This is a genomic window from Novosphingobium aquae (genome assembly GCF_037572715.1).
GTDB lineage: Bacteria > Pseudomonadota > Alphaproteobacteria > Sphingomonadales > Sphingomonadaceae > Novosphingobium > Novosphingobium aquae.
The window spans coordinates 179,893-198,629 of sequence record NZ_JBBHJY010000008.1 but is presented as its reverse complement, the minus strand read 5'-3'; the positions used below and the strand labels follow the sequence as shown (position 1 = coordinate 198,629).

Annotated in this window: 20 protein-coding genes; 4 read left to right on the top strand and 16 right to left on the bottom strand. The window is 63.8% G+C overall.

From position 1 onward, the window contains the following. Nucleotides 1-2: 2 nt before the first annotated feature. Genes glgC through WG900_RS15765 form a run of 3 tightly spaced genes read right to left on the bottom strand, consistent with a single transcriptional unit; the run spans nt 3 to nt 5,859 of the window. Nucleotides 3-1,265, bottom strand: coding sequence for a glucose-1-phosphate adenylyltransferase (glgC, locus tag WG900_RS15775; protein WP_339968564.1), 1,263 nt, complete (start codon nt 1,263-1,265; stop codon nt 3-5). Between the two features lie 23 nt (nt 1,266-1,288). Then, nucleotides 1,289-3,442 (bottom strand): 1,4-alpha-glucan branching protein GlgB, encoded by a 2,154-nt coding sequence (glgB, locus tag WG900_RS15770; RefSeq protein WP_339968562.1) that lies wholly within the window; start codon nt 3,440-3,442, stop codon nt 1,289-1,291. A gap of 5 nt (nt 3,443-3,447) precedes the next feature. Beyond that, complete coding sequence (locus WG900_RS15765) at nt 3,448-5,859, bottom strand: glycogen/starch/alpha-glucan phosphorylase (protein ID WP_339968559.1); 2,412 nt, start codon at nt 5,857-5,859, stop codon at nt 3,448-3,450. A 216-nt stretch (nt 5,860-6,075) separates the two neighbouring features. Between WG900_RS15765 and malQ the strand changes: the two genes are divergently transcribed. After that, nucleotides 6,076-8,067, top strand: coding sequence for a 4-alpha-glucanotransferase (malQ, locus tag WG900_RS15760; protein WP_339968556.1), 1,992 nt, complete (start codon nt 6,076-6,078; stop codon nt 8,065-8,067). Here the strand turns inward: malQ and WG900_RS15755 are convergent. The 3 genes from WG900_RS15755 to WG900_RS15745 are packed head-to-tail and all read right to left on the bottom strand — an operon-like array spanning nt 8,064 to nt 8,612. Further along, nucleotides 8,064-8,186, bottom strand: a complete 123-nt coding sequence (locus WG900_RS15755; RefSeq protein ID WP_310531003.1) for a hypothetical protein — start codon at nt 8,184-8,186, stop codon at nt 8,064-8,066. The two genes, malQ and WG900_RS15755, sit on opposite strands and share 4 nt — an antisense overlap. 16 nt (nt 8,187-8,202) lie before the next feature. Beyond that, complete coding sequence (locus WG900_RS15750; RefSeq protein WP_310531004.1) at nt 8,203-8,415, bottom strand: hypothetical protein; 213 nt, start codon at nt 8,413-8,415, stop codon at nt 8,203-8,205. Further along, nucleotides 8,412-8,612 (bottom strand): hypothetical protein, encoded by a 201-nt coding sequence (locus WG900_RS15745; protein WP_339968551.1) that lies wholly within the window; start codon nt 8,610-8,612, stop codon nt 8,412-8,414. Before WG900_RS15745 ends, WG900_RS15750 begins: the two co-directional genes overlap by 4 nt. 214 nt (nt 8,613-8,826) lie before the next feature. Between WG900_RS15745 and WG900_RS15740 the strand changes: the two genes are divergently transcribed. Beyond that, nucleotides 8,827-9,387 carry a YqgE/AlgH family protein gene (locus WG900_RS15740; RefSeq protein WP_339968549.1) on the top strand — a complete coding sequence of 187 codons (561 nt, stop codon included), beginning with the start codon at nt 8,827-8,829 and terminating at the stop codon, nt 9,385-9,387. Nucleotides 9,388-9,390: 3 nt separating this feature from the next. Here WG900_RS15740 and WG900_RS15735 read toward each other — a convergent pair whose 3' ends face one another. From WG900_RS15735 to WG900_RS15725, 3 genes are all read right to left on the bottom strand, one after another. Next, on the bottom strand, nt 9,391-9,741 hold the full coding sequence (locus tag WG900_RS15735) for a hypothetical protein (protein ID WP_339968546.1): 351 nt from the start codon (nt 9,739-9,741) through the stop codon (nt 9,391-9,393). A 300-nt stretch (nt 9,742-10,041) separates the two neighbouring features. Then, a complete protein-coding gene (locus tag WG900_RS15730; protein WP_339968544.1) occupies nt 10,042-10,815 on the bottom strand; it encodes an SDR family NAD(P)-dependent oxidoreductase in 774 nt (257 codons plus the stop codon). An 89-nt stretch (nt 10,816-10,904) separates the two neighbouring features. Continuing rightward, nucleotides 10,905-11,627 (bottom strand): alpha/beta fold hydrolase, encoded by a 723-nt coding sequence (locus tag WG900_RS15725; protein ID WP_339968541.1) that lies wholly within the window; start codon nt 11,625-11,627, stop codon nt 10,905-10,907. Nucleotides 11,628-11,770: 143 nt separating this feature from the next. Between WG900_RS15725 and WG900_RS15720 the strand changes: the two genes are divergently transcribed. Further along, the gene (locus WG900_RS15720; RefSeq protein ID WP_339968538.1) at nt 11,771-12,799 is read left to right on the top strand and encodes an aldo/keto reductase; all 1,029 of its coding nucleotides are present in this window, start codon (nt 11,771-11,773) and stop codon (nt 12,797-12,799) included. Here the strand turns inward: WG900_RS15720 and WG900_RS15715 are convergent, their stop codons facing one another. From WG900_RS15715 to WG900_RS15690, 6 genes are all read right to left on the bottom strand, one after another. Then, nucleotides 12,800-13,141: a hypothetical protein gene (locus WG900_RS15715; RefSeq protein WP_339968535.1), complete on the bottom strand. Its 342-nt coding sequence runs from the start codon at nt 13,139-13,141 to the stop codon at nt 12,800-12,802. It abuts the gene before it with no gap. Nucleotides 13,142-13,205: 64 nt separating this feature from the next. Beyond that, the gene (locus tag WG900_RS15710) at nt 13,206-13,796 is read right to left on the bottom strand and encodes a TetR/AcrR family transcriptional regulator (protein WP_339968533.1); all 591 of its coding nucleotides are present in this window, start codon (nt 13,794-13,796) and stop codon (nt 13,206-13,208) included. A 69-nt stretch (nt 13,797-13,865) separates the two neighbouring features. Beyond that, on the bottom strand, nt 13,866-14,675 hold the full coding sequence (locus WG900_RS15705; protein ID WP_339968530.1) for an SDR family NAD(P)-dependent oxidoreductase: 810 nt from the start codon (nt 14,673-14,675) through the stop codon (nt 13,866-13,868). Nucleotides 14,676-14,689: 14 nt separating this feature from the next. Further along, nucleotides 14,690-15,442 (bottom strand): SDR family oxidoreductase, encoded by a 753-nt coding sequence (locus WG900_RS15700; protein ID WP_339968527.1) that lies wholly within the window; start codon nt 15,440-15,442, stop codon nt 14,690-14,692. A gap of 90 nt (nt 15,443-15,532) precedes the next feature. Then, a complete protein-coding gene (locus WG900_RS15695) occupies nt 15,533-16,054 on the bottom strand; it encodes a nuclear transport factor 2 family protein (protein ID WP_339968525.1) in 522 nt (173 codons plus the stop codon). Continuing rightward, on the bottom strand, nt 16,054-17,385 hold the full coding sequence (locus tag WG900_RS15690; RefSeq protein ID WP_417598163.1) for a M20/M25/M40 family metallo-hydrolase: 1,332 nt from the start codon (nt 17,383-17,385) through the stop codon (nt 16,054-16,056). Before WG900_RS15690 ends, WG900_RS15695 begins: the two co-directional genes overlap by 1 nt. A gap of 122 nt (nt 17,386-17,507) precedes the next feature. Here WG900_RS15690 and WG900_RS15685 point away from each other — a divergent pair, with 122 nt between their 5' ends. After that, entirely contained in the window at nt 17,508-18,467 is a 960-nt protein-coding gene (locus WG900_RS15685) for a sensor histidine kinase (RefSeq protein WP_339968520.1), read from the top strand. A gap of 54 nt (nt 18,468-18,521) precedes the next feature. On the opposite strand, the gene WG900_RS15680 is transcribed toward WG900_RS15685, so the two are convergent. Further along, nucleotides 18,522-18,665 carry a hypothetical protein gene (locus WG900_RS15680; RefSeq protein ID WP_339968518.1) on the bottom strand — a complete coding sequence of 48 codons (144 nt, stop codon included), beginning with the start codon at nt 18,663-18,665 and terminating at the stop codon, nt 18,522-18,524. Between the last annotated feature and the right edge of the window lie 72 nt (nt 18,666-18,737).

Sequence of the window (18,737 nt, the reverse complement as noted above, 5' to 3'; positions counted from 1 at the left end):
GGTCAGGCCTTGAGCCTTTCGATCATGTCGCGGGTAATCAGGCAGACCCCGTTCTCACTGCGGCGGAACCGCTTGGCATCGACCTCGGGATCCTCGCCGACGACCATACCTTCGGGAATGCGCACGCCTGAATCGATGATCACGCGGGTCAGCCGGGCACCGCGGCCGATGTTGCAATAGGGCAGGATCACGCCTTCGTTGACGCTGGAGAAGCTGCCCATCTTGACCCCGGTGAACAGCAGGCTGCGCGTCGCAACTGCGCCCGAAACGATACAGTCCTGGCTGATCAGCGAGGAGATCGCATGGCCGCGCCGGCCATCCTCGTCATGGACGAATTTGGCGGGGGCGGCGATGATCTGGTCGGTCCAGATCGGCCAGTCGCGGTCATACATATTGAGCTTGGGGACGGTATCGGTGAGATCGAGGTTGGCTTCGAAATAGGCATCGAGCGTGCCCACGTCGCGCCAGTATTCCTCGATCTGCTCGGCCGCTCTGATGCAGCTGTCGGTGAAGCGGTGCGCCACCGCCTTGCCGTGCTTGACGATGTACGGGATGATGTCGCCGCCGAAATCGCGCTTCGATCCGGGCGTAGCGGCATCGCGGCGCAGCTGTTCGAACAGGAACTCGGTTTCGAAAACGTAGATTCCCATCGATGCCAGCGCGTGATCAGGATCGCCGGGGATGCCTGGGGGATCGGCGGGTTTTTCGACGAATTCGGTGATCGTCGCGTTCTTGTCGACCGCCATGACGCCAAAGCCTGTGGCCTCCATGCGCGGTACGACGAGGCATCCTACGGTGACGTCAGCGCCCGAATTGACGTGCTGTTGCAGCATCAATTCGTAGTCCATCTTGTAGATGTGGTCGCCCGCCAGGATCACCATGTACTTGGGCGCATTGGACTGGATGATATCGATGTTCTGGTACACCGCATCGGCCGTGCCTTCGTACCACATCTGCTCGGAAATGCGCTGCGAGGCGGGGAGAATGTCAAAGCTCTCGTTGCGTTCGGGCCGCATGAAATTCCACGCACGGTTCATATGCCGGATCAGCGAGTGCGCCTTGTACTGCGTGGCGACACCGATGCGGCGGATGCCCGAATTGATCGCGTTCGACAGGGCAAAGTCGACAATCCGCGACATGCCGCCGAAATAGACGGCCGGCTTGGCCCGGCGGTCGGTCAATTCGAGCAGACGGCTGCCGCGCCCGCCTGCCAGCACATAGGCCATCGCATCGCGCGCCAGCGGTGCCTGAATCCTCTTCGCCATGGCATCCTTCCCCTTTTTTGGTCTTAACCCTGATATTCGAACATGACGGTCGCCAGCGGTGGCAGGACGACATGGGCCGCGCCGTGCTCGGCAAAAACCGCGCCCTGATTGCCCTGTCCGCTGCCGCCGTAATCCTGTGCGTCACTGTTAAACACTTCGCGCCAGGTGCCGCCGTGCGGCAGCGGCAGGCGGTAGTGTCCGTGCAGCGTCGGGGTCATATTGCTGACCACCGCGATCGGCGGCGCGCCGGGCGCCTTGCGCAGCCAGGCAAAGACCGAGGCACTGGCATCATCGACGACCAGCCAGTCGAAACCTTCGGGCTCGCAATCGCGCGCGTGAAGGGCGGGCTTTTCGCGGTGAAGCCGGTTGAGGTCACGCACCAGCCGCTGCACGCCAACATGGGCAGGGGCGCCGAGCAGTTCCCAGTCGAGCGCGCGCTCTTCGCTCCATTCGCGTCGCTGGGCAAATTCCTGTCCCATGAACAGCAGCTTCTTGCCTGGATAGCCCCACATCAGGCCGTAGTAAGCGCGCAGATTGGCGAACTTCTGCCAATCGTCGCCGCTCATCTTGCCCAGCAGCGAGCCCTTGCCGTGGACCACCTCATCATGGCTTAGCGGCAGGACGAAGTTCTCGCTGAAAGCATAGACAAGCCCGAAAGTGATCTCGGCATGGTGGTGTTTGCGGTGGACCGGATCACGCGCCATGTACTGCAGCGTGTCGTGCATGAAGCCCATGTTCCACTTGAAGCCGAAACCAAGTCCGTCTTCATGGACCGGCTTGGAAACTCCCGGCCAGGACGTCGATTCCTCGGCAATCGTCACGATCCCCGGGTGGCTGGCATAGACCGCCTTGTTCATCGCGCGCAGGAATTCGACCGCTTCCCAGTTTTCGCGCCCGCCCTGTTCGTTGGGTATCCATTCGTCGGCTTTGCGGCTGTAATCGCGGTACAGCATCGAGGCGACCGCATCAACGCGCAGGCCATCGACATGATAGTGCTCGGCCCAGAACAGCGCGTTGTTGACGAGGAAGCTGCGCACCTCGCGCCGCCCGAAATTGTAGATCGCGGTGTTCCAGTCGGGATGGAAACCAAGGCGCGGGTCTTCGTGTTCATATAGCGCGGTGCCATCGAAATGGGCGAGGCCGTGTTCATCGACGGGGAAGTGTGCCGGCACCCAGTCGATCAGCACCGATATCCCGGCGCGGTGCGCGCCGTCGATGAAGCGGGCGAAGCCGTCGGGGCCGCCGAAACGGGCCGAGGGCGCGTAGAGCCCGGTGGTCTGATAGCCCCAGCTGGGATCATAGGGATGCTCGGACACCGGCAGGAATTCGATATGGGTAAAGCCCATGTCGACCACATAAGGCACAAGCTTCTCGGCCATCGCATCCCACGACTGGAACCAGCCGTTTTCGTCGCGCTGCCATGATCCGGGATGGACCTCGTAGATTGACATTGGCTCGCGCCGGGCATCGGCCGCCGCCCAGTACGCCCGGTGCGCGGCATCGCCCCAGTCAGGCTTTGCGGGCATCGCAGTGAGTGAGGCCGTCTTCGGGCGCAGTTCGGCAGCAAAGGCGTAAGGGTCAGCCTTCAGCGGCTGAACCGTCCCGTCTGGTCCGACGATGCGGAACTTGTAGGCGCGGCCTTCGCCGATGTCGGGGACGAAGATTTCCCACACGCCGATGTCCAGACGCTTGCGCATCAGATGCCGTCGGTGGTCCCAGTCGTTGAAATCGCCGACCACGCTGACGAAACGCGCATTGGGTGCCCAGACGGCGAAGTGAACGCCGCTCACGCCTTGGTGTTCGATCAGGTGCGCGCCAAGCTTGTCGAACAGGCGCAGATGGGTGCCCTCGGCAATCAGGAAGTCGTCAGTCGGCCCCAGCACCGGGCCAAAGCTGTAGGGATCGCTGACCCACCATACGTGCCCGCCGCTCTGGCAACGGTACTTTACCGGCTGCGGCTTACCCTTGACCTTGCCTTCGAAAAGGCCGCGCGGGTCAACGCAGACCAGCTTGCCGAGTTTCTTGCCGGCGAGGCTGTGCGCCTCGGCCTGCTCAGCCCCCGGCAACACGGCGCGGGCGAAGCTGCCCCCCGGTCCATCATGCACGCCCAGCAGCGCGAAGGGGTCGGCGTGCGTCCCTTCCAGCAGTGCAGCAATAGCCTCTCCAGGCGGCCTCATAGGGCTCAGACTTTCCAGATGTCCTTCGCATATTCCGCGATGGTGCGGTCGGACGAAAACCAGCCGACATTGGCGATATTGTGCATGGCGCTCTTGCGCCAGCCTTTCTGGTCGTTCCAGCGCCGATCGACTTCGCGCTGCGCGGCGGCATAGCTGTCAAAATCGGCGGCCAGCAGGAACCAGTCGCTTTCATAGAGGCCGTCCATCAGCCCCTTGTAGCGGTTCTTGTCATCGGGCGAGAACACGCCCGACGAGATCGCCTCGACCGCCTGATGCAGTTCGTAAGACCCCTCGATCACTTCACGGGGGTTGTAGCCATTGGCCCGCTTTTCCGCGACTTCATCGGCGGTCAGGCCGAAGATGATGATGTTCTCGTCGCCGACGCGGTCCTTGATCTCGACATTGGCGCCGTCGAGCGTGCCGATGGTGAGCGCACCGTTCAGCGCGAACTTCATGTTGCCGGTGCCCGATGCCTCCATGCCGGCCGTGGAGATCTGTTCGGACAAGTCAGCCGCCGGGATGATCCGTTCGGCCAGACTGACGTTGTAATTGGGCACGAATACCACCTTGAGCAGCCCGCCGACCGATGGATCGGAATTGACCCGGCGCGCGATGTCGTTGGCCAATTTGATGATCAGCTTGGCGTTGTGATAGCTCGACGCCGCCTTGCCGCCGAAGATCTTGACGCGCGGCACCCAGTCGCGCTCCGGATGGCTGCGGATCTGGTCGTAGAGCGCGACCGTCTCGACCAGGTTGAGCAACTGCCGCTTGTATTCGTGGATGCGCTTGACCTGCACGTCGAACAGGGCATCGGGGTTCAGCCGCACCCCGGTCAGGTCTTTGAGGTGCGCTGCGAGCGCCACCTTGTTGCTGCGCTTGACCTCGGCAATCCGCTCACCCAGCGCTGCATCACCGGCGAGGGCATTGAGCGCGCTGAGCTGCTCGGCATCGTCAAGGAAGGCATCGCCGATGGCATCGCGCAAGGTCGAGGTCAGCGCGGGGTTGCACTGCTGCAACCAGCGACGCGGCGTGACGCCGTTGGTCTTGTTGTTGATCTTGCCCGGATAGAGCTTGTGCAGCGACGAGAACACCGTGGTCTTCATCAGGTCGGTGTGCAGCCCCGCGACGCCATTGACGCTGTGAGCTCCGGCAAAGGCGAGATTGGCCATGCGGACGCGGCGGTCCCCGCCTTCGTCGATCAGCGAAATCGCCGCGATCTCGCCATCGTCCATGCCGATCTTGCGGGCTTCGCGCAGCACGCGCGAATTGATCGCGTAAATGATCTGCATGTGGCGCGGCAGCAGCCGCTCGAACAGCGGCAGCGGCCAGGATTCCAGGGCTTCGGGCAGCAAAGTGTGGTTGGTATAGCCCACCGTGCGCCGCGTGATGTCGAGCGCCTCGTCGAATTCCAGCGCATAGTGATCGACCAGCAGCCGCATGATCTCCGCCACGGCGACCGCCGGGTGGGTATCGTTGAGCTGAATCGCCGCCTTGTCAGGCAGGGTCCGCACGTCGCCGTGATACTGCACGTGGCGGCGGATGATGTCCTGGATCGAGGCTGAGGTGAAGAAGTACTCCTGCCGCAGCCGCAGTTCCTGCCCGGCTGCGCTCGAATCCGCCGGATAGAGCACGCGCACCAGGCTGTCGGCACGCATCTGCTCGGCCAGCGCGCCAATGTGATCGCCGGCGTTGAAGGCATCGAGCTTGATCGGATCGAGTGCGCTCGCCGTCCATAGCCGCAGCGTGTTCACCCGCTTGCCGCGCCAACCAACCACGGGAGTGTCAACCGCAGTTGCCTCGACCGCTTCGGCAGGGTGCCATTCCACCCCGTCACCCTTGGCAATCACTTCGCCGCCATAGCCGATGCGGTAGCAACTTTCGCGGCGTTCGAATTCCCACGGATTGCCATGCGCCAGCCAGGTTTCGGGCAGTTCGACCTGCCAGCCATCGTCGATGCGCTGGCGGAACATGCCGTTCACATAGCGGATGCCATAGCCGTAGGCCGGGATATCGAGGCTCGCGAGGCTTTCCATGAAGCAGGCCGCCAGCCGGCCGAGGCCGCCATTGCCGAGTGCAGCATCAGGCTCCAGATCCTCAAGCGCCGAAAGTTCGAGCCCGTAGGTGCGCAGCGCCTGCTCCATTTCGCGCCCAAGACCCAGGTTCGAGATCGCATCGCGCAGCAGGCGGCCGATCAGGAATTCCAGACTCAGGTAATAGACGCGCTTGCCGCCGGCATCGTAAGTGCGCCGGGTCGATTCCATCCACTTGTCGATGATCTCGTCGCGCAGGGACAGCACTGCGGCGGTGAACCAGTCGTGCGTCTTGGCGGCACGCTCGTCCTTGCCGACGCGGTGGCGCAGGACATCGAGGATCTTGGCTTCGAGTTGCTCGATCTTGGCATTGGTTCTGGACGGCACGAAACACGAACTCCCTGTGCTCAAAGGCACCGCGCGTCCGGAGTTCGCCGACCCGGTTCGCGAGCTGTTCCGATTCAGCCATCCACCCCAGATGACTGTGTATGCCTGCTGATCGCGGCGGGGCAACACCTGAATTGCCTTGGCAGGAGGTTAGCGCACGATTTTGGCAATTTTCATGGTTGCCATGGCCGCATCTGCCGCCGAAGCTTGGAGGCAATGGTCCAGACTGCATCCGACGATATTCACAGACTGGCCGAAGCGGCAGGGCTGCAATGCTCGTGGCGCGATGTCGAAGGCCGCGATCAGATCGTCGCTGGCGATGCTCTGGCACGCATTCTCGAGCATTTGGGATACGAAACCGGCACCCAGCGCAAGCGCGCGGCAAGCCTGAAGCGCACATTGGAGGCCGGGACAGGCCTGCCGCCGCTGGTGGTTACCGAAGTGGGCATGGAGACGCCGCTGTCCACTAGCGCCAGCTCAGCAGAGCTGACCGACGAGCAGGGTGTCACGCAGAGGCTCGCCATCACCGATGCTGCGCTCTCGCCGGTGGCGCTGCCGGGATATTATGATCTGGTGCTGGCAGACGGCACCTGCAGTCTGGCCGTTGCCCCTGCCGCCTGCCCGCTTCCCGCAGCGACAGGCAAGCGCCTGTGGGGAACCTCGCTCCAGATCCCGTCCCTTCGCGGTACACGCGAAACCGCATTCGGCGGGCTTGGCGAGCTTTCGGAAGTCGTCCTGTCGCTGGCACAAGTCGGCTGTCAGGCCGTGGCTATCAATCCGGTCCATGCCCTGTTTCCGGGTGTGGGCGATGATTTCAGCCCCTATTCGCCGTCCAGCAGGACCTTCCTTAACACGGCAATGGCCGATCCGGCGCTGCTTGGCCTTGGCCCCCTCAAAGCAAGCCAAGGTGCAGCGCTGATCGACTGGCCCAGCGCTATGCCAGAGCACCTTGCCGCCTTGCGCGAGAGCTTCGCGGGCTTGAGCCCAGAGCAGCTGGCACGGATCGCCGCAGCAGACGGACGTGACGATCCCGGTCTTTCGCGTCATGCCCTGCACGAGGCGCTCTACTGCCATTTCCGCGCCAAGGGCGCGCGCGACTGGCGCGATTGGCCAGCGCGGTTCCGCAGTCCGGACAGCGCGGCATCAAGGCGCTTTGCCGAGCAGCACGCGGATGAGATTGCCTTCCACCTCTATGCTCAGCGGCTCGCGAGCGAAGGATTGAGCGCGGTTCAGGACGGCGCAAAGGCGGCCGGCATGTCGATCGGCCTGATTGCCGACCTTGCCGTTGGCGTGCGGCCATATGGCAGCGATTGCTGGGCAATGCCCGGCGCGATGCTGTCCGGCCTAACCATCGGCGCGCCCCCTGATCCGCTTGGCCCGCTGGGCCAGAACTGGTCGATCACCGGCTTTTCACCCGAGGGCCTGCGCAGTTCCGGTTATGCCCCGTGGATCGCCATGCTGCGATCGGCCCTGCGATCGGCAGGGGGCCTGCGGATTGACCATGCCTTCGGCCTCGCGCGGCTTTGGTTGATCCCGGAAGGCGGCGAATGCGCTGATGGCGCCTACCTGACCTACCCGTTCCTTGACCTTGCCAGACTGGTGACACTCGAAGCCCACCGGGCCGGGGCCATGATCATTGCCGAAGACCTTGGCACCGCTCCGCCGGGATTCACCTCGGCAGTCACTCATCGCAACATGCTGGGCATGCGGGTGTTGTGGTTCGAACGGGCGGAAGACCACGGATTTATCGGCGCGCATGACTATCCGGCAAATTGCGTGGCCATGACCGGCACTCACGATACACCCACGGTGGCCGGCTGGTGGAGCGGCCGCGACCTTGACTGGGCTGAGGAACTGGGCCGCCTGCCCGAAGGCGTCGATCGCCAGAAGGCAGAGGATATCCGCGATTGGGACCGGGGCCTGTTGTGGTCGACAATCGGGTCAGAAGGTCGCCCGGCGGCTGACAATCCCGATCCGGCAGTCCATGCCGCGCTTGCCCATATCGGCAAAAGCCCTGCCGTGATCGCCATTGCCCCGATCGAGGATTTGCTGGCGCAGATCGAGCAACCGAACTTGCCGGGCACCACGAGTGGCCACCCGAACTGGCAAATCAGACAGGACGCGCCGCTGGGTGATCGCTTGCGTGAATCCGGAACATTATCCCGGATTGCGGCAATTTCCTGCGCCGAAAGTAATCTCGGAGGCTAGACGCGCGGGGCGACTGCCGGCGTGCCCTTGAGCGAAGGCTTGGAAGCATTGGGCTTGGGCGGCGCTTCCTTCTTGGCCTTGCGGGTTTCCTTGGTTTTCTTTTGTTGACCTTTGGCCATGGAAAATTCCTCTCAGTCAGGCGCGGAAGAAGGGGAAGCGCTTGACGATGCCCGTGATCAGGTGATCGGACAGCAGGCCGCGCATGGTTTCAGCGCCGGTCCCGGTCATGCAGACAAGGTGCGTTCCGCCCGAGGGCAGCGGCTCGATCGCGCTGATCGTCACGCCGCCTTCGGTGCAACGCTTGCGCACAGTGGCTTCGGGCAGCTTGAGGTTCATCGCGCGGCTCATGTCTGGGCACACCCGGTTGCCATGGCGGCAGGCCAGCCGGCCGAGGCTTCTGCACCCAGCGCTATCTGGTAGTTGCGGATGCGGCTGGCGAACGAGCCTGCGGCGGCAAGGTGCTGCGTACGGGCGAGGCGACTGGGCGCGGCAGCGGCGCGCATCGTCGATACCTGATGCTGATGATAAAGGTGATTGAGATCCATGTCGCGGCTCCACCGTGTAAGCGGGAGCGCATATGGTCTCTCAGCCAAGGGTGCCTACGTAATGTTCGCCCTTGATGCTTGTCACCTAGCCGATGATCCCGGAAAACACAAGGAAAACGATCCGTCGCCGCCCCCGGCTCGGCCTGCCGCAACCATTTGCCGCCTGCTTTCAAGGTAGGTTCACTCCGCCGCGCTGCTGGGGTAGCCTGTGCCAATGACGGAATCGCAATTCCTTGCAGGCCGACTGCTTCTCGCCATGCCCGGGATGGGTGACCCGCGCTTTGATCATTCGGTTATCGCCATGATCACCCATGACGAGAGTGGTGCTTTCGGACTTGGGCTGGGGCACCTGCGCGAAGGCGTGGGGCTGCACGAAATCCTAGAGGAACTGGACATCGATCCCGGCAAGGCACCCGATGCGCCGGTTCACGATGGCGGGCCGGTAGAACCATCGCGCGGCTTCATCCTCCATTCGCGCGACTGGCAGGATGAGGCGTCACTCGATGCCGGACCGCTCGGCATGGTCTCGGCCTCGCTTGACCTGCTCCGCGCCATTGCCGAAGGGCGCGGGCCGGAGCGGTGGCTGATGGCGCTCGGCTTTGCCGGCTGGGGGCCGGGCCAGCTCGACAACGAGATGCGCCATCACGGGTGGTACGCCGCCGATTGTCATCCCGAAGTGATCTGGGAAACCCGCGCCGCTGGCCGCTGGCAAGCCGCCTGGCGCGCCGAGGGGATTGATCCGTCGCTGTTGGCGAGCGAAACGGGTAACGCCTGAGGTTCAGTTGAGCCGGAACGGCGTCTGGCTGGCGTTGTCGAAATAGTCGGCAGGAATCGGAAGCACATCATGCAAGGCGATCGCCAGCGCGCCGACAATGGCCAGCGCCGCGGTGTCCGCTCCGGCGGTCGCCTCTTCATAGCGCCCGGGGAGCATGACTGAAGCCAGGTATTTCCCATCCCCGCCGCGCGAAAGCATGTAGCCGGCATCGTCGCCAATCAACGAAAGCGCGGCACTGGTTCCGGTGCCCATGCTTACCAAAGTGTCGAACAGCACGGGGTCAGGCTCGGCCAAGCCATCAACAAATGCGGCCGAAGGCGCGTGATCGATCAAGCCATGAAACCGCCGCAGCATCTCCGCCTCGTCTTCAGGGAAGGCACCCGCGCAGGCAAACGCGAGTTCGCCAAGCGCATCAAACCACGAGCCTGGGGCAGAAAATTGCGGGGGAGCTTAGTCACGGGTACGGCCTTTCCAGTGCATTGCGCGAGCTTGCCCCCCACCCGGACAGCGTTAACTAGGCTGCATTGTAATATCAGTCGGTTTGCAAGCTTTCTGCGACGACTTAAGTGCCGCTGCCTAAGTACGAGTGCCTATCGCGTGCCGGGGCGGGACGGCCACGCCCGCCTTTGCTAACGCCGATTGCTCCCAGTCTGGTTACTGGCGCCAGGCGCGGAACGGATGGCCGGCATCGCAGTGCATGACTTCTGCCGTGATGAAGCGGGCATCGTCGGACCCCAGGAACAGGCCCAGGTTGACGATGTCTTCAGGCGAGCCCTCACCCGGCAGCATCTGGAGCGCGCGGATCGCCTCCTGCCGTTCTGCGCCGAGCGAACTGGCGCTGGCTTCGGTTTCCATCAGGCCCGGCGCGACTGCATTGACGCGGATGCCGTCTGCACCGAACATGCGTGCCATGCCCCAGGTCAGCTGGTTTAGTGCCGACTTGGTGACGCCGTAAACCACGGCCGGCTGGTATGATGCCATCGAGCTCTGGTTGATCACGCAGGACCCCCGAACCTTGGCGGCCGCCTTCAGCGCGGGCCGCAGCGCGCGGGCAAGGAACAGCGGCGACAGCGTGTTGAGGCCAAGGAAGAACTGGAACTTGTCCCACGACACCTGATCGATCGGCGTGTTCACCTCGCCATAGGCAGCGCCGGCGTTGTTGTAGAGCACGTCGATCAACGGGAACCGCGCGAGCACTTCGGCGCCGAGTGCCTCGACAGTCGCTTCCTGCGAAAGGTCGCCCACGAATGTTTCCACTGTGGCACCCAACCCTTCGGCGAGGACCTTCGTTTCCGCCAGTCCATCGGCCTTGACGTCGACCAGCCCCAGCGTTGCACCTTCGCGGGCATAGCCGAGCGCCAGCGCCCGTCCGAGGCCCTGCGCCGCGCCCGTGACCACCACGACCTTGCCTTCGTACCGCTTGCTCATGAACTCGCTCCCATTCGAATTTTCGCGCGCGTGATCGTCCGACGAACTGCTGCCCGCAAGCCTGCAAGCTATTTGATCGCCGGTGCGCGTCAGGCCATCGTCGCGGCAACATCCTCCAGCCGGGCCGCTGTCCATTCCGGCTCGGTGATCATCAGGTCGTGCCCGGTGTCGATATCCCAGACCCGGCCCTGCGACCGTTCGCGCAGCAGGTCCATATCGCGGCCCACAGTGGTCGAGGAGCAGATGATATGGCTCTCCGGAATGGCGCGCATCGCCGCCTCGTTGGTCAGGACCAGCGGCTGGGTATAGCAGGCCCACGGCTGCGGCCCGAGCCGCGCGGCGGTGAACTCGGCGTCCTCAGGATCGGTGATGCCGAAGAAGTGCGGCGGCATGTGCTCGGGGAAGTCGACGAGTTCCACGCCGTCGATCAGGCGCATGGTTGCCTCCAGCGGGGCGATGTTGGCACCGGCATGAACCAGTAGCGATTCGCCGTTCACCGGGTATGCGGCATCAAGATAGACGCGGTGGCCCACGCGTTCGGTGGCGCGGTCCGCGACCCCGGTGATAATCATCCCGCCATAGGAATGGCCGACGAGAATCACGTCGGTCAGGTCATCGACTTCGAGAATGCGGACGATGTCGGTGACGTGGGTATCAAGGTTCATGCCCGGAAACCGCAAGTGCTCACGCTCGCCCATGCCGGTCATCGACGGGTTGTAGACGATATGCCCCTTCGCCTGCAGCAGCCGCGCCACCTTCTTGTAGCACCAGCCGCCGTGGTGGCCGCCGTGGACCAGCATGAATGTCGCCATCGAACCGTCTCCCTGTCTGGCGGCGAAGGTGCAGCGGAGAGGGGACAGTGGCAAGCTGCGGTCAGAACGCCCTGCCGATATAGTCAAGCGGGCTGGCTGGGAAGCGACTAGCATGGCACGAACCGCCGCGAAGGAGAGCCCGCATGTCCCTAGATCACTACCGCCTGCTCGGGCGATCCGGCCTGCGGGTGTCGCCGCTCAGCCTCGGCACCATGACCTTCCGCGCCGAGGGCTGGGGCAGCAGCGATGAAGAGGCGGCGCGGATGGTCGATCTCTATATCGACCGCGGCGGCAACTTCATCGACACGGCCAATTTCTATGGCGGAATGGGAGGATCCGAAGACCTGCTCGGCCAGCTTGTGGCAGGGCGGCGGCGGCGGCTGGTAATCTCGACCAAGTATTCGCTCACCACTGCGCCGGGCGATCCCAACAATGCCGGCAATCACCGCAAGTCGATGGTCCATGCGGTGGAAGACAGCCTGCGCCGGATGAAGACCGACTGGATCGACCTGCTCTACCTGCACATGTGGGATTATCGCACCCCAGTGGACGAGATCCTGCGCGCCTTCGACGACCTGATCCGGTCGGGCAAGGTGCTTTACGCCGGCCTGTCGGACGTACCGGCGTGGCAGGCCAGCCGGATGCAGGCCGTCGCCGATCTGCGCGGCTGGAGCCCGTTCTGTGCGCTTCAGATTTCCTACAGCCTGATCGAACGCACGGTGGAGCGCGAGCTGATCCCGATGGCGCGCGAAATGGGCATGGGCGTCTGCCCGTGGTCACCGCTGGGAGGCGGCGTGCTGACGGGCAAATATGCCAAGCCGGGGAGCGACGGCACGCGCGAAGCGATGAATGTCGCGACCGGTAGGCTGAGCGATCGCAATTCAGCCATCGCCGCAGAGGTCGTTGCCGTGGCCGAGGAATTTGGCTGCACCCCGGCGCAAGTCGCGCTGGCCTGGACCATGCTCGATCCGGTTGTCACCTCGCCTGTGCTGGGCTGCCGGACCCCGGCGCAGCTGGAGGACAACCTCGGCGCGCTCGATGTGCGGTTCGATAATGGGCAGCGCGCCCGGCTTGACGCCGCGAGCGCCGTGCCGCTGGGCTTCCCGCACGAAACACTGGCTGGGCCGTTCATGGCCACGGCCTTTGGCGGGGTGACGGTCGAAACGCGCTAACTAGGCCGGCATATCCGCCGTGGCGCGGGTAATGACCATGCGATCACGCCAGACCCGGTGGCGAGCCTCGTCCGGCCCCTGGATCTCGACTGCAAGCGCGACGTGTCCAAAGGCCATAACGAGATCGAGCAGGCGCTTTTCCTGATCAGACAGGGCATCGAGCGGCCGCGTGTCGAGTTCGTCAAGAATCGCTGCAGCATGCGGGCTGACGGCATCGTAGAACGCCTGACGTTGCTCCGCCGAAGACGTGGACCGGGCAGCGGCGCGCTCAGCCGTGGTCGGCAGCGCCCACTGCGCGGCAAAGGGTTCCAACTGCGCATAGGCTGGGGGAAGCAGGGTCATTGAACTTTCCTCTCTCCGCCAAGCTAACACGCGCTGCATTTTTTACAACAGATATGTGGTAATTTTACTCGATAATCCCGTCGCGGCGCAATTGCCGGCGATGTTCTGCCATGAAACGTTCGCTGATCGCTGCCGGATCGGCATCGGGTGCCACGGAATTCTGCAGTATGCGCGGCCCGATGATGGCCGAAGCGAGCAGCATCACCGAATAGACTTCGGCGTCGACCTCCTCGCCGGGATGGGAAGCAGCGAGGCGCTTCGTCATGCCGGTAACCAGATCATCCCAACGCGGATATCGATCACGAATATCGCCCGGCGCGATGAAGTCGTCGATCCACAGTTTGATCAGTTCCGGGTTGGCGAGCACAAAGCGGTTGATCCCCGCCATCCGGTCAAAGCGCGAAGACCCGGCATCCATTCCCCGAGCCAGTTGCAGACTCGACCACTCCTTGACCGCCTCGATCATCGCCTCGCGGCTGGGAAAATGGTAATAGACCGTAGTGCGGTTGATCCCCGCCTCGCGCGCCAGGGCAGAGACCGAAAGCGCCTCTACTCCCTTTTCGGACAGCATGCGGACAGCCGTCTCAATGAGCGACTGGTGCGTCTCCTCAAAGCCGCGATTGCGCTTGCGCTCGGTTGTCCGGGTCTTCTGCATGCCGGCGTATCCCCCTTGATAAGGATCGTCCGGTTAGCCCCTTGCAAGCGAAATGCAAATCCCGGTCGGTCAGAGGTCCTCGGGATCCGCCGTGGTCACGCCGGGTCGCTCGGCCCCCATGCCCGAAAACCCGATGGAATAGCCGCCGTCGACCGGCAGGATCACACCCGTGACAAAGGCCGCCTCGTCGCTGGCAAGGTAGAGTGCGGCATTGGCGATATCCATCGCCGTGCCCCAGCGATTCATCGGAATGCCGGCAAGCACCGGGTAGCCCTCGGGCGGCGTGTCATGGCTGGCCGAGGCCGCGACAAGCCCGGTCCACATGGTCCCGGGCGCGATCGCGTTCACGCGGATATTCTTGTCCGAATAGTCGAGCGCGGCGATCTTGGTCATGTGATGAACGCCGGCTTTGGCCGCACCGTAGACTGAATGGTGCTTCCATCCGACCACGCCCGAGGCAGAACCGGTATTCACGATCGATCCGCCGCCGGTCTTCAGCATCGAAGTGATGCCGTATTTCATGCCGAGGAACACGCCGCGGATGTTGACGGAATGAATCCGGTCCCAATGCTCGGCGCTTTGCTTGTGCAGCGGCGCCATGCCGCCGCCGAAGCCGGCGTTGTTGCACAAAACGTCGATTTTGCCGAAACGCTCTTCCGCCACGGCAATCATCGCCTGAACCTGCTCCTCATTGGACACGTCGCAATGGATCGCGCTCGCCGAAGCGCCAATGGCCGCCGCAACCTCGTCCTGCTTGCCCGACACGTCGGCGAGCAGCACCTGCGCGCCTTCCTGCGTGAAGCGGTGCGCCATGGCCTTGCCCATGCCCGAACCCGCGCCGGTGATGATGACGCACTTGCCTGCCAGCCTGTCTGCCATTTCCGTTTCTTTCCTTAAGCCGTCGTGTCGATTGTCGGACGGACGGTGATTTCCGAGATGTTCACGTTGCGCGGCATCGACAGCATGAAGACCACGACTGCTGCCGCTTCCTCCGCCTCGACCACACCGTCCTTGTTGACGTGCGACTTGATCATTTCGCGCCAGGTCGGATCAGGCATGGACTCCGCCACCTCGGAGCGCGTCGCACCGGGCATGTAGATCGACACGCGGATGTTGCGATTTCCAACTTCCTGCCGCAGCCCGTCGGTCATGGCGTTCACCGCGTGCTTGCTCGCCGAATAGGAGCTGGTCATCGGCCCGCCCTTGCGGCCTGCGAGCGAGGAGATGTTGATGATGTCGCCAACGCCCTGTTTGAGCATGTGGGGCACCGCAGCGGCGCAGGTGTAGACCGTGCCCATCAGGTTGATGTCGATCGTCTGGCGATAGCGATCCAGGTTGGCGTTCTCGATGCCGCCCGAATCCATGATCCCGGCAGAGTTGATCAGGATGTCGATGCGGCCAAGCTGGGCGACGGTATCCTCGACCGCGCGGCGGGCATCATCCTCCACCGCCATGTCGCCGGCGATGGCGAGCGCCTTGCCGCCCGCTTCCTCGATCCTTGCGACCAGCGCCGCGAGCCGATCCGTCCGGCGCGCAGAGAGCGCCACGGTGGCTCCCGCCTCTGCCAGTGCAAAGGCGATTGCCGCGCCGATTCCCGATGATGCCCCGGTGACGAGCGCCACCTTGCCTTGCAGGCTGCCTGCCATTTCGACCTTCTCCCGAACTCTTCTAGGCGGCGGGGTGCCGAAGGTCAGGGAACAAGTCAAACGAAAATGCTGAACAGGTGATCAGCATCGCTATGCCGTCGTCGTGCCCAGCTTCCACCCCGCCATGCTGGTGTCGAGCGCCAGGGCATCGCGCGGCGGCATGGCGGGAGGCGGGCCGGGGTCGGGGTGATCGAACCACTCGCCTGTCAGATCCGGCGCACCCCGGTAATGCAGCTCGAACAGACGCCAGCCAAAGCGCCACTCGCCCGCATCATCGACCAGCCGTTCGTAATAGCGCCCGATCGAAATGTTGGTCCGCCCATCGGCCCAGGCGACACGTTCATTGACCATCACCCGCGCGCACCATTCGCCGTCAACCAGCGACAAGACCGGATCGCCGTAAGTGAACAGCACCCGGTGCATCCGGTCAAAAATCCGGCCAATGGTGGCCGCGATTTCCTGCCGGCCCGTCATCGTCAGGCCGGAAATCCGCCATTCGCCGTCAGCCGCAAAGCAGGCGGCAAAGCTCTCCGCATCCCCCCGCCACACCGCATCGGTATAGCGCGCGTAGAGCTGCCTAACCCCGGCGGAAACGGCCGCAAGGTCGGCCATTAGCGCGCCGACTTCTCGCGCGAAAGCCGCGTCATCAGCAACGCCGCGCGCTTCGCCTGCCGCCAGATTGAGGGCACGTTGACCGTCTCGGCAGCCGTATGATCGCCGCTGCTCGCTGGGCCGAGGCCGGCAAGACTGTCAACGTCGGCAGCGACGAACGACACGTCCCCTGCCCCGCGCTTCAGCGGATCGAGCGCCGCCATGGCCTCAAGCCCCAGCGAGGCGTTGACCCCGTTGAGCTTCGCCAGCAGCGCCTCGTTCCCGGGCGTCGGCGCCATCGGCGGGTACTTGTCCTCGAACTCGAACGTGGCCGATCCGCCATTGAACGGCCGCGCCACGATGGCGCGCATCTTCGCCAGCGTCCGTTCGATCGATTCGCGGCTCAGCGCGCGCATATCGCCGCGCGCGATGGCCTGTGCGGGGATGATGTTGGTCTTGCCACTCGCCTCGGCATTGGCATCGTTGGGCGAGAGGCTGGCCGAAGCCCCGCCCGCCACCATGCCCACGTTGAAGGTCAGGTTCGGCTCGGGCAGTTCCTTGCGAAAGGCGCTGAGGATATTGGCCAGCGGATAGATCGCCCCCTCGCCCGATCCGGCGGAGAAGATCCCGCTCGAATGGCCGCTCTTCGCGGTCACGGTCACTTTCCAGTTCCCCGCCGAGCGCCGCGCGACGGAGCCCATGTCCTTGCCGTCCGACACCACCAGCCCTTCGAAATCGAGCGCGGCATCGGCGCGCTTGCCCGCCGCGATCAGGTCGGCGCGGCTGATCGTCAGCGGCAGCCCCGCCTCTTCCTCGTCGCCGGTCAGCGCCACCTCGATGTTCGCCCCTTTGAGCGTCCCTGCCTTGTCCATGGCGCGCAAAGCCGAGAGGATGGTGACGATCCCGCCCTTGTCATCGCCCACGCCGGGGCCCTTCACTGTATTGGCGTCCAGCCGTTCGAACTTCTGGAAGGGATGATCCGGCTCGAACACCGTGTCGAGGTGCCCGATCAACAGCAACCGCTTGGTGCCCTTCTTGCCCTTGTGCTCGAAGTGCAGATGCCCCGCGCGGTTGACTCCGTCCTGCGCGATCCAGCGGGTGGTAAAGCCCAGCGCCTCGAACTCGGGCACCAGCATGTCGCGCACCTTGCGCACGCCATCCAGATTGCGGGTACCGCTGTTCTGGTTGACCATGCGTTCCAGCAAGGCGAGGTGCCGCGCCGCTTCCGCATCGACCGTGGAAATCATCACCCGTTCGGCAGAAGACGGCGGCGCAGCGAGCGCAGGGGCGATGGAGAAAACAAAGGCCAGGGTTACGGCGGCGAACAGCTTGGGCTTGGGCTTGTGCATCATCGCCCTACCCTAACCGATTGCTCCGGCCGTGCAATTACCCTGCGAACGGCCGACCGCTTGCGGCCCTTCGGATTAAGCCATACACCAAGGGCAAATCTGAGGTTTTCCCATCGGTAATCACCATGCTTAGTTCGGCCGCACTTTCCGCCGAAGCTCTCTCGAACGTCCTCGCGCAGAGCGTTGACTGCGTGAAGCTCATTGACCTCGAGGGCACCGTCCAGTGGATGAACCCCAACGGCCTATGCGCCATGGAGATCGACGATTCCGCCGCTGTCTGCGGTCTTCCATGGGCTACCTTCTGGCCGGATGACACGCGCCAGCAAGTGCTCGATGCGCTCCCTTCGGCCAGCCTTGGCAACGTCGTTCGCTTCGATGCGTTCTGCCCGACGATGAAGGGATCGCAACGGTGGTGGAATGTCACCGTAACCGCCGTGAAGGACATCGACGGCGCGCCGGCCGGTTTCCTCGCCATTTCCCGCGACATTACCGAAGTTGAGTTGCAACGGCAGGCCTTGCGAATCGCGGCCGAGGAAATGCGGCACCGCTTGCGCAATACCTACGCCATGATCGGCAGCCTGATGGTTGGCTTTGGCCGCGGACACGGCGTTGTCGAAACCTTTGCCAAGGAAATGCAGTCGCGCCTGATCGCGCTGAGCGCCGCGCAGTCGCTCTTCGTCTCCGGTGATGCGCCGGGGGATCTTTCGGTCCTGATCCCGGCCCTCGTCCAGCCGTTTGACATGCCTTCATGCAGGATAACGACCGGACAGATCGCGAACCACGCGGTTTCGCGCGAGCAGGCCGATGCCATTGCGCTGGTTCTGGGCGAACTCGCGGTCAATTCCGCCAAACACGGCGCGCTGCTGCAGGGCGGCACCATTGACGTCAGCGCCCATATCCAGGGCGAGCGGCTGAAGGTCGTCTGGAAGGAGGACTCTGCCGTACCGGTTTCCGGGCAGAGCCGACCGGGCGGACAAGGCCTCAATCTCGTCACCCGCATCGTCAAGGCCCGCGACGGCACGGCGAGCGTGGATTGGCTTTCGCACGGCCTCGTCGTGACCTTCGATTTTCCGCGCGATGAGTAACACTTCGCGGCCGCGACGCGCCTTCAGGGGCGCGGCGAAGGCAGGGTAACGCGCCTAGTCGATGAGCGCGAAGGCCATGAGCAAAAGACTTGAGACCAACCCGGCAACGGCAACGCCCACCAGCACGTAGATGCCGGCACCGAACGTGATACCAAGGCCGCAAAGGACCGCATGGGTCAGCGAAAGCGATCTGACCAAAGGCCCCGGTACTTGCTTCGATGTCAAGAAATGTATCTTCAGAGCGCCGCCGGGACTGGACGTCACAACATT

Excerpts from the sequence above, each read along its gene's own strand:
- WG900_RS15720 (WP_339968538.1), top strand. The coding sequence starts at position 11,771 with ATGTCCCTAGATCACTACCGCCTGCTCGGGCGATCCGGCCTGCGGGTG.
- WG900_RS15755 (WP_310531003.1), bottom strand. The coding sequence starts at position 8,186 with ATGGCCAAAGGTCAACAAAAGAAAACCAAGGAAACCCGCAAGGCCAAG.
- WG900_RS15725 (WP_339968541.1), bottom strand. The coding sequence starts at position 11,627 with ATGGCGACATTCATGCTGGTCCACGGCGGCCACCACGGCGGCTGGTGC.
- glgB (WP_339968562.1), bottom strand. The coding sequence starts at position 3,442 with ATGAGGCCGCCTGGAGAGGCTATTGCTGCACTGCTGGAAGGGACGCAC.
- WG900_RS15690 (WP_417598163.1), bottom strand. The coding sequence starts at position 17,385 with ATGATGCACAAGCCCAAGCCCAAGCTGTTCGCCGCCGTAACCCTGGCC.
- WG900_RS15710 (WP_339968533.1), bottom strand. The coding sequence starts at position 13,796 with ATGCAGAAGACCCGGACAACCGAGCGCAAGCGCAATCGCGGCTTTGAG.
- WG900_RS15685 (WP_339968520.1), top strand. The coding sequence starts at position 17,508 with ATGCTTAGTTCGGCCGCACTTTCCGCCGAAGCTCTCTCGAACGTCCTC.
- WG900_RS15695 (WP_339968525.1), bottom strand. The coding sequence starts at position 16,054 with ATGGCCGACCTTGCGGCCGTTTCCGCCGGGGTTAGGCAGCTCTACGCG.
- WG900_RS15740 (WP_339968549.1), top strand. The coding sequence starts at position 8,827 with ATGACGGAATCGCAATTCCTTGCAGGCCGACTGCTTCTCGCCATGCCC.
- WG900_RS15700 (WP_339968527.1), bottom strand. The coding sequence starts at position 15,442 with ATGGCAGGCAGCCTGCAAGGCAAGGTGGCGCTCGTCACCGGGGCATCA.
- WG900_RS15745 (WP_339968551.1), bottom strand. The coding sequence starts at position 8,612 with ATGGATCTCAATCACCTTTATCATCAGCATCAGGTATCGACGATGCGC.
- glgC (WP_339968564.1), bottom strand. The coding sequence starts at position 1,265 with ATGGCGAAGAGGATTCAGGCACCGCTGGCGCGCGATGCGATGGCCTAT.
- malQ (WP_339968556.1), top strand. The coding sequence starts at position 6,076 with ATGGTCCAGACTGCATCCGACGATATTCACAGACTGGCCGAAGCGGCA.
- WG900_RS15735 (WP_339968546.1), bottom strand. The coding sequence starts at position 9,741 with ATGCTGCGGCGGTTTCATGGCTTGATCGATCACGCGCCTTCGGCCGCA.
- WG900_RS15750 (WP_310531004.1), bottom strand. The coding sequence starts at position 8,415 with ATGAGCCGCGCGATGAACCTCAAGCTGCCCGAAGCCACTGTGCGCAAG.
- WG900_RS15705 (WP_339968530.1), bottom strand. The coding sequence starts at position 14,675 with ATGGCAGACAGGCTGGCAGGCAAGTGCGTCATCATCACCGGCGCGGGT.
- WG900_RS15715 (WP_339968535.1), bottom strand. The coding sequence starts at position 13,141 with ATGACCCTGCTTCCCCCAGCCTATGCGCAGTTGGAACCCTTTGCCGCG.
- WG900_RS15730 (WP_339968544.1), bottom strand. The coding sequence starts at position 10,815 with ATGAGCAAGCGGTACGAAGGCAAGGTCGTGGTGGTCACGGGCGCGGCG.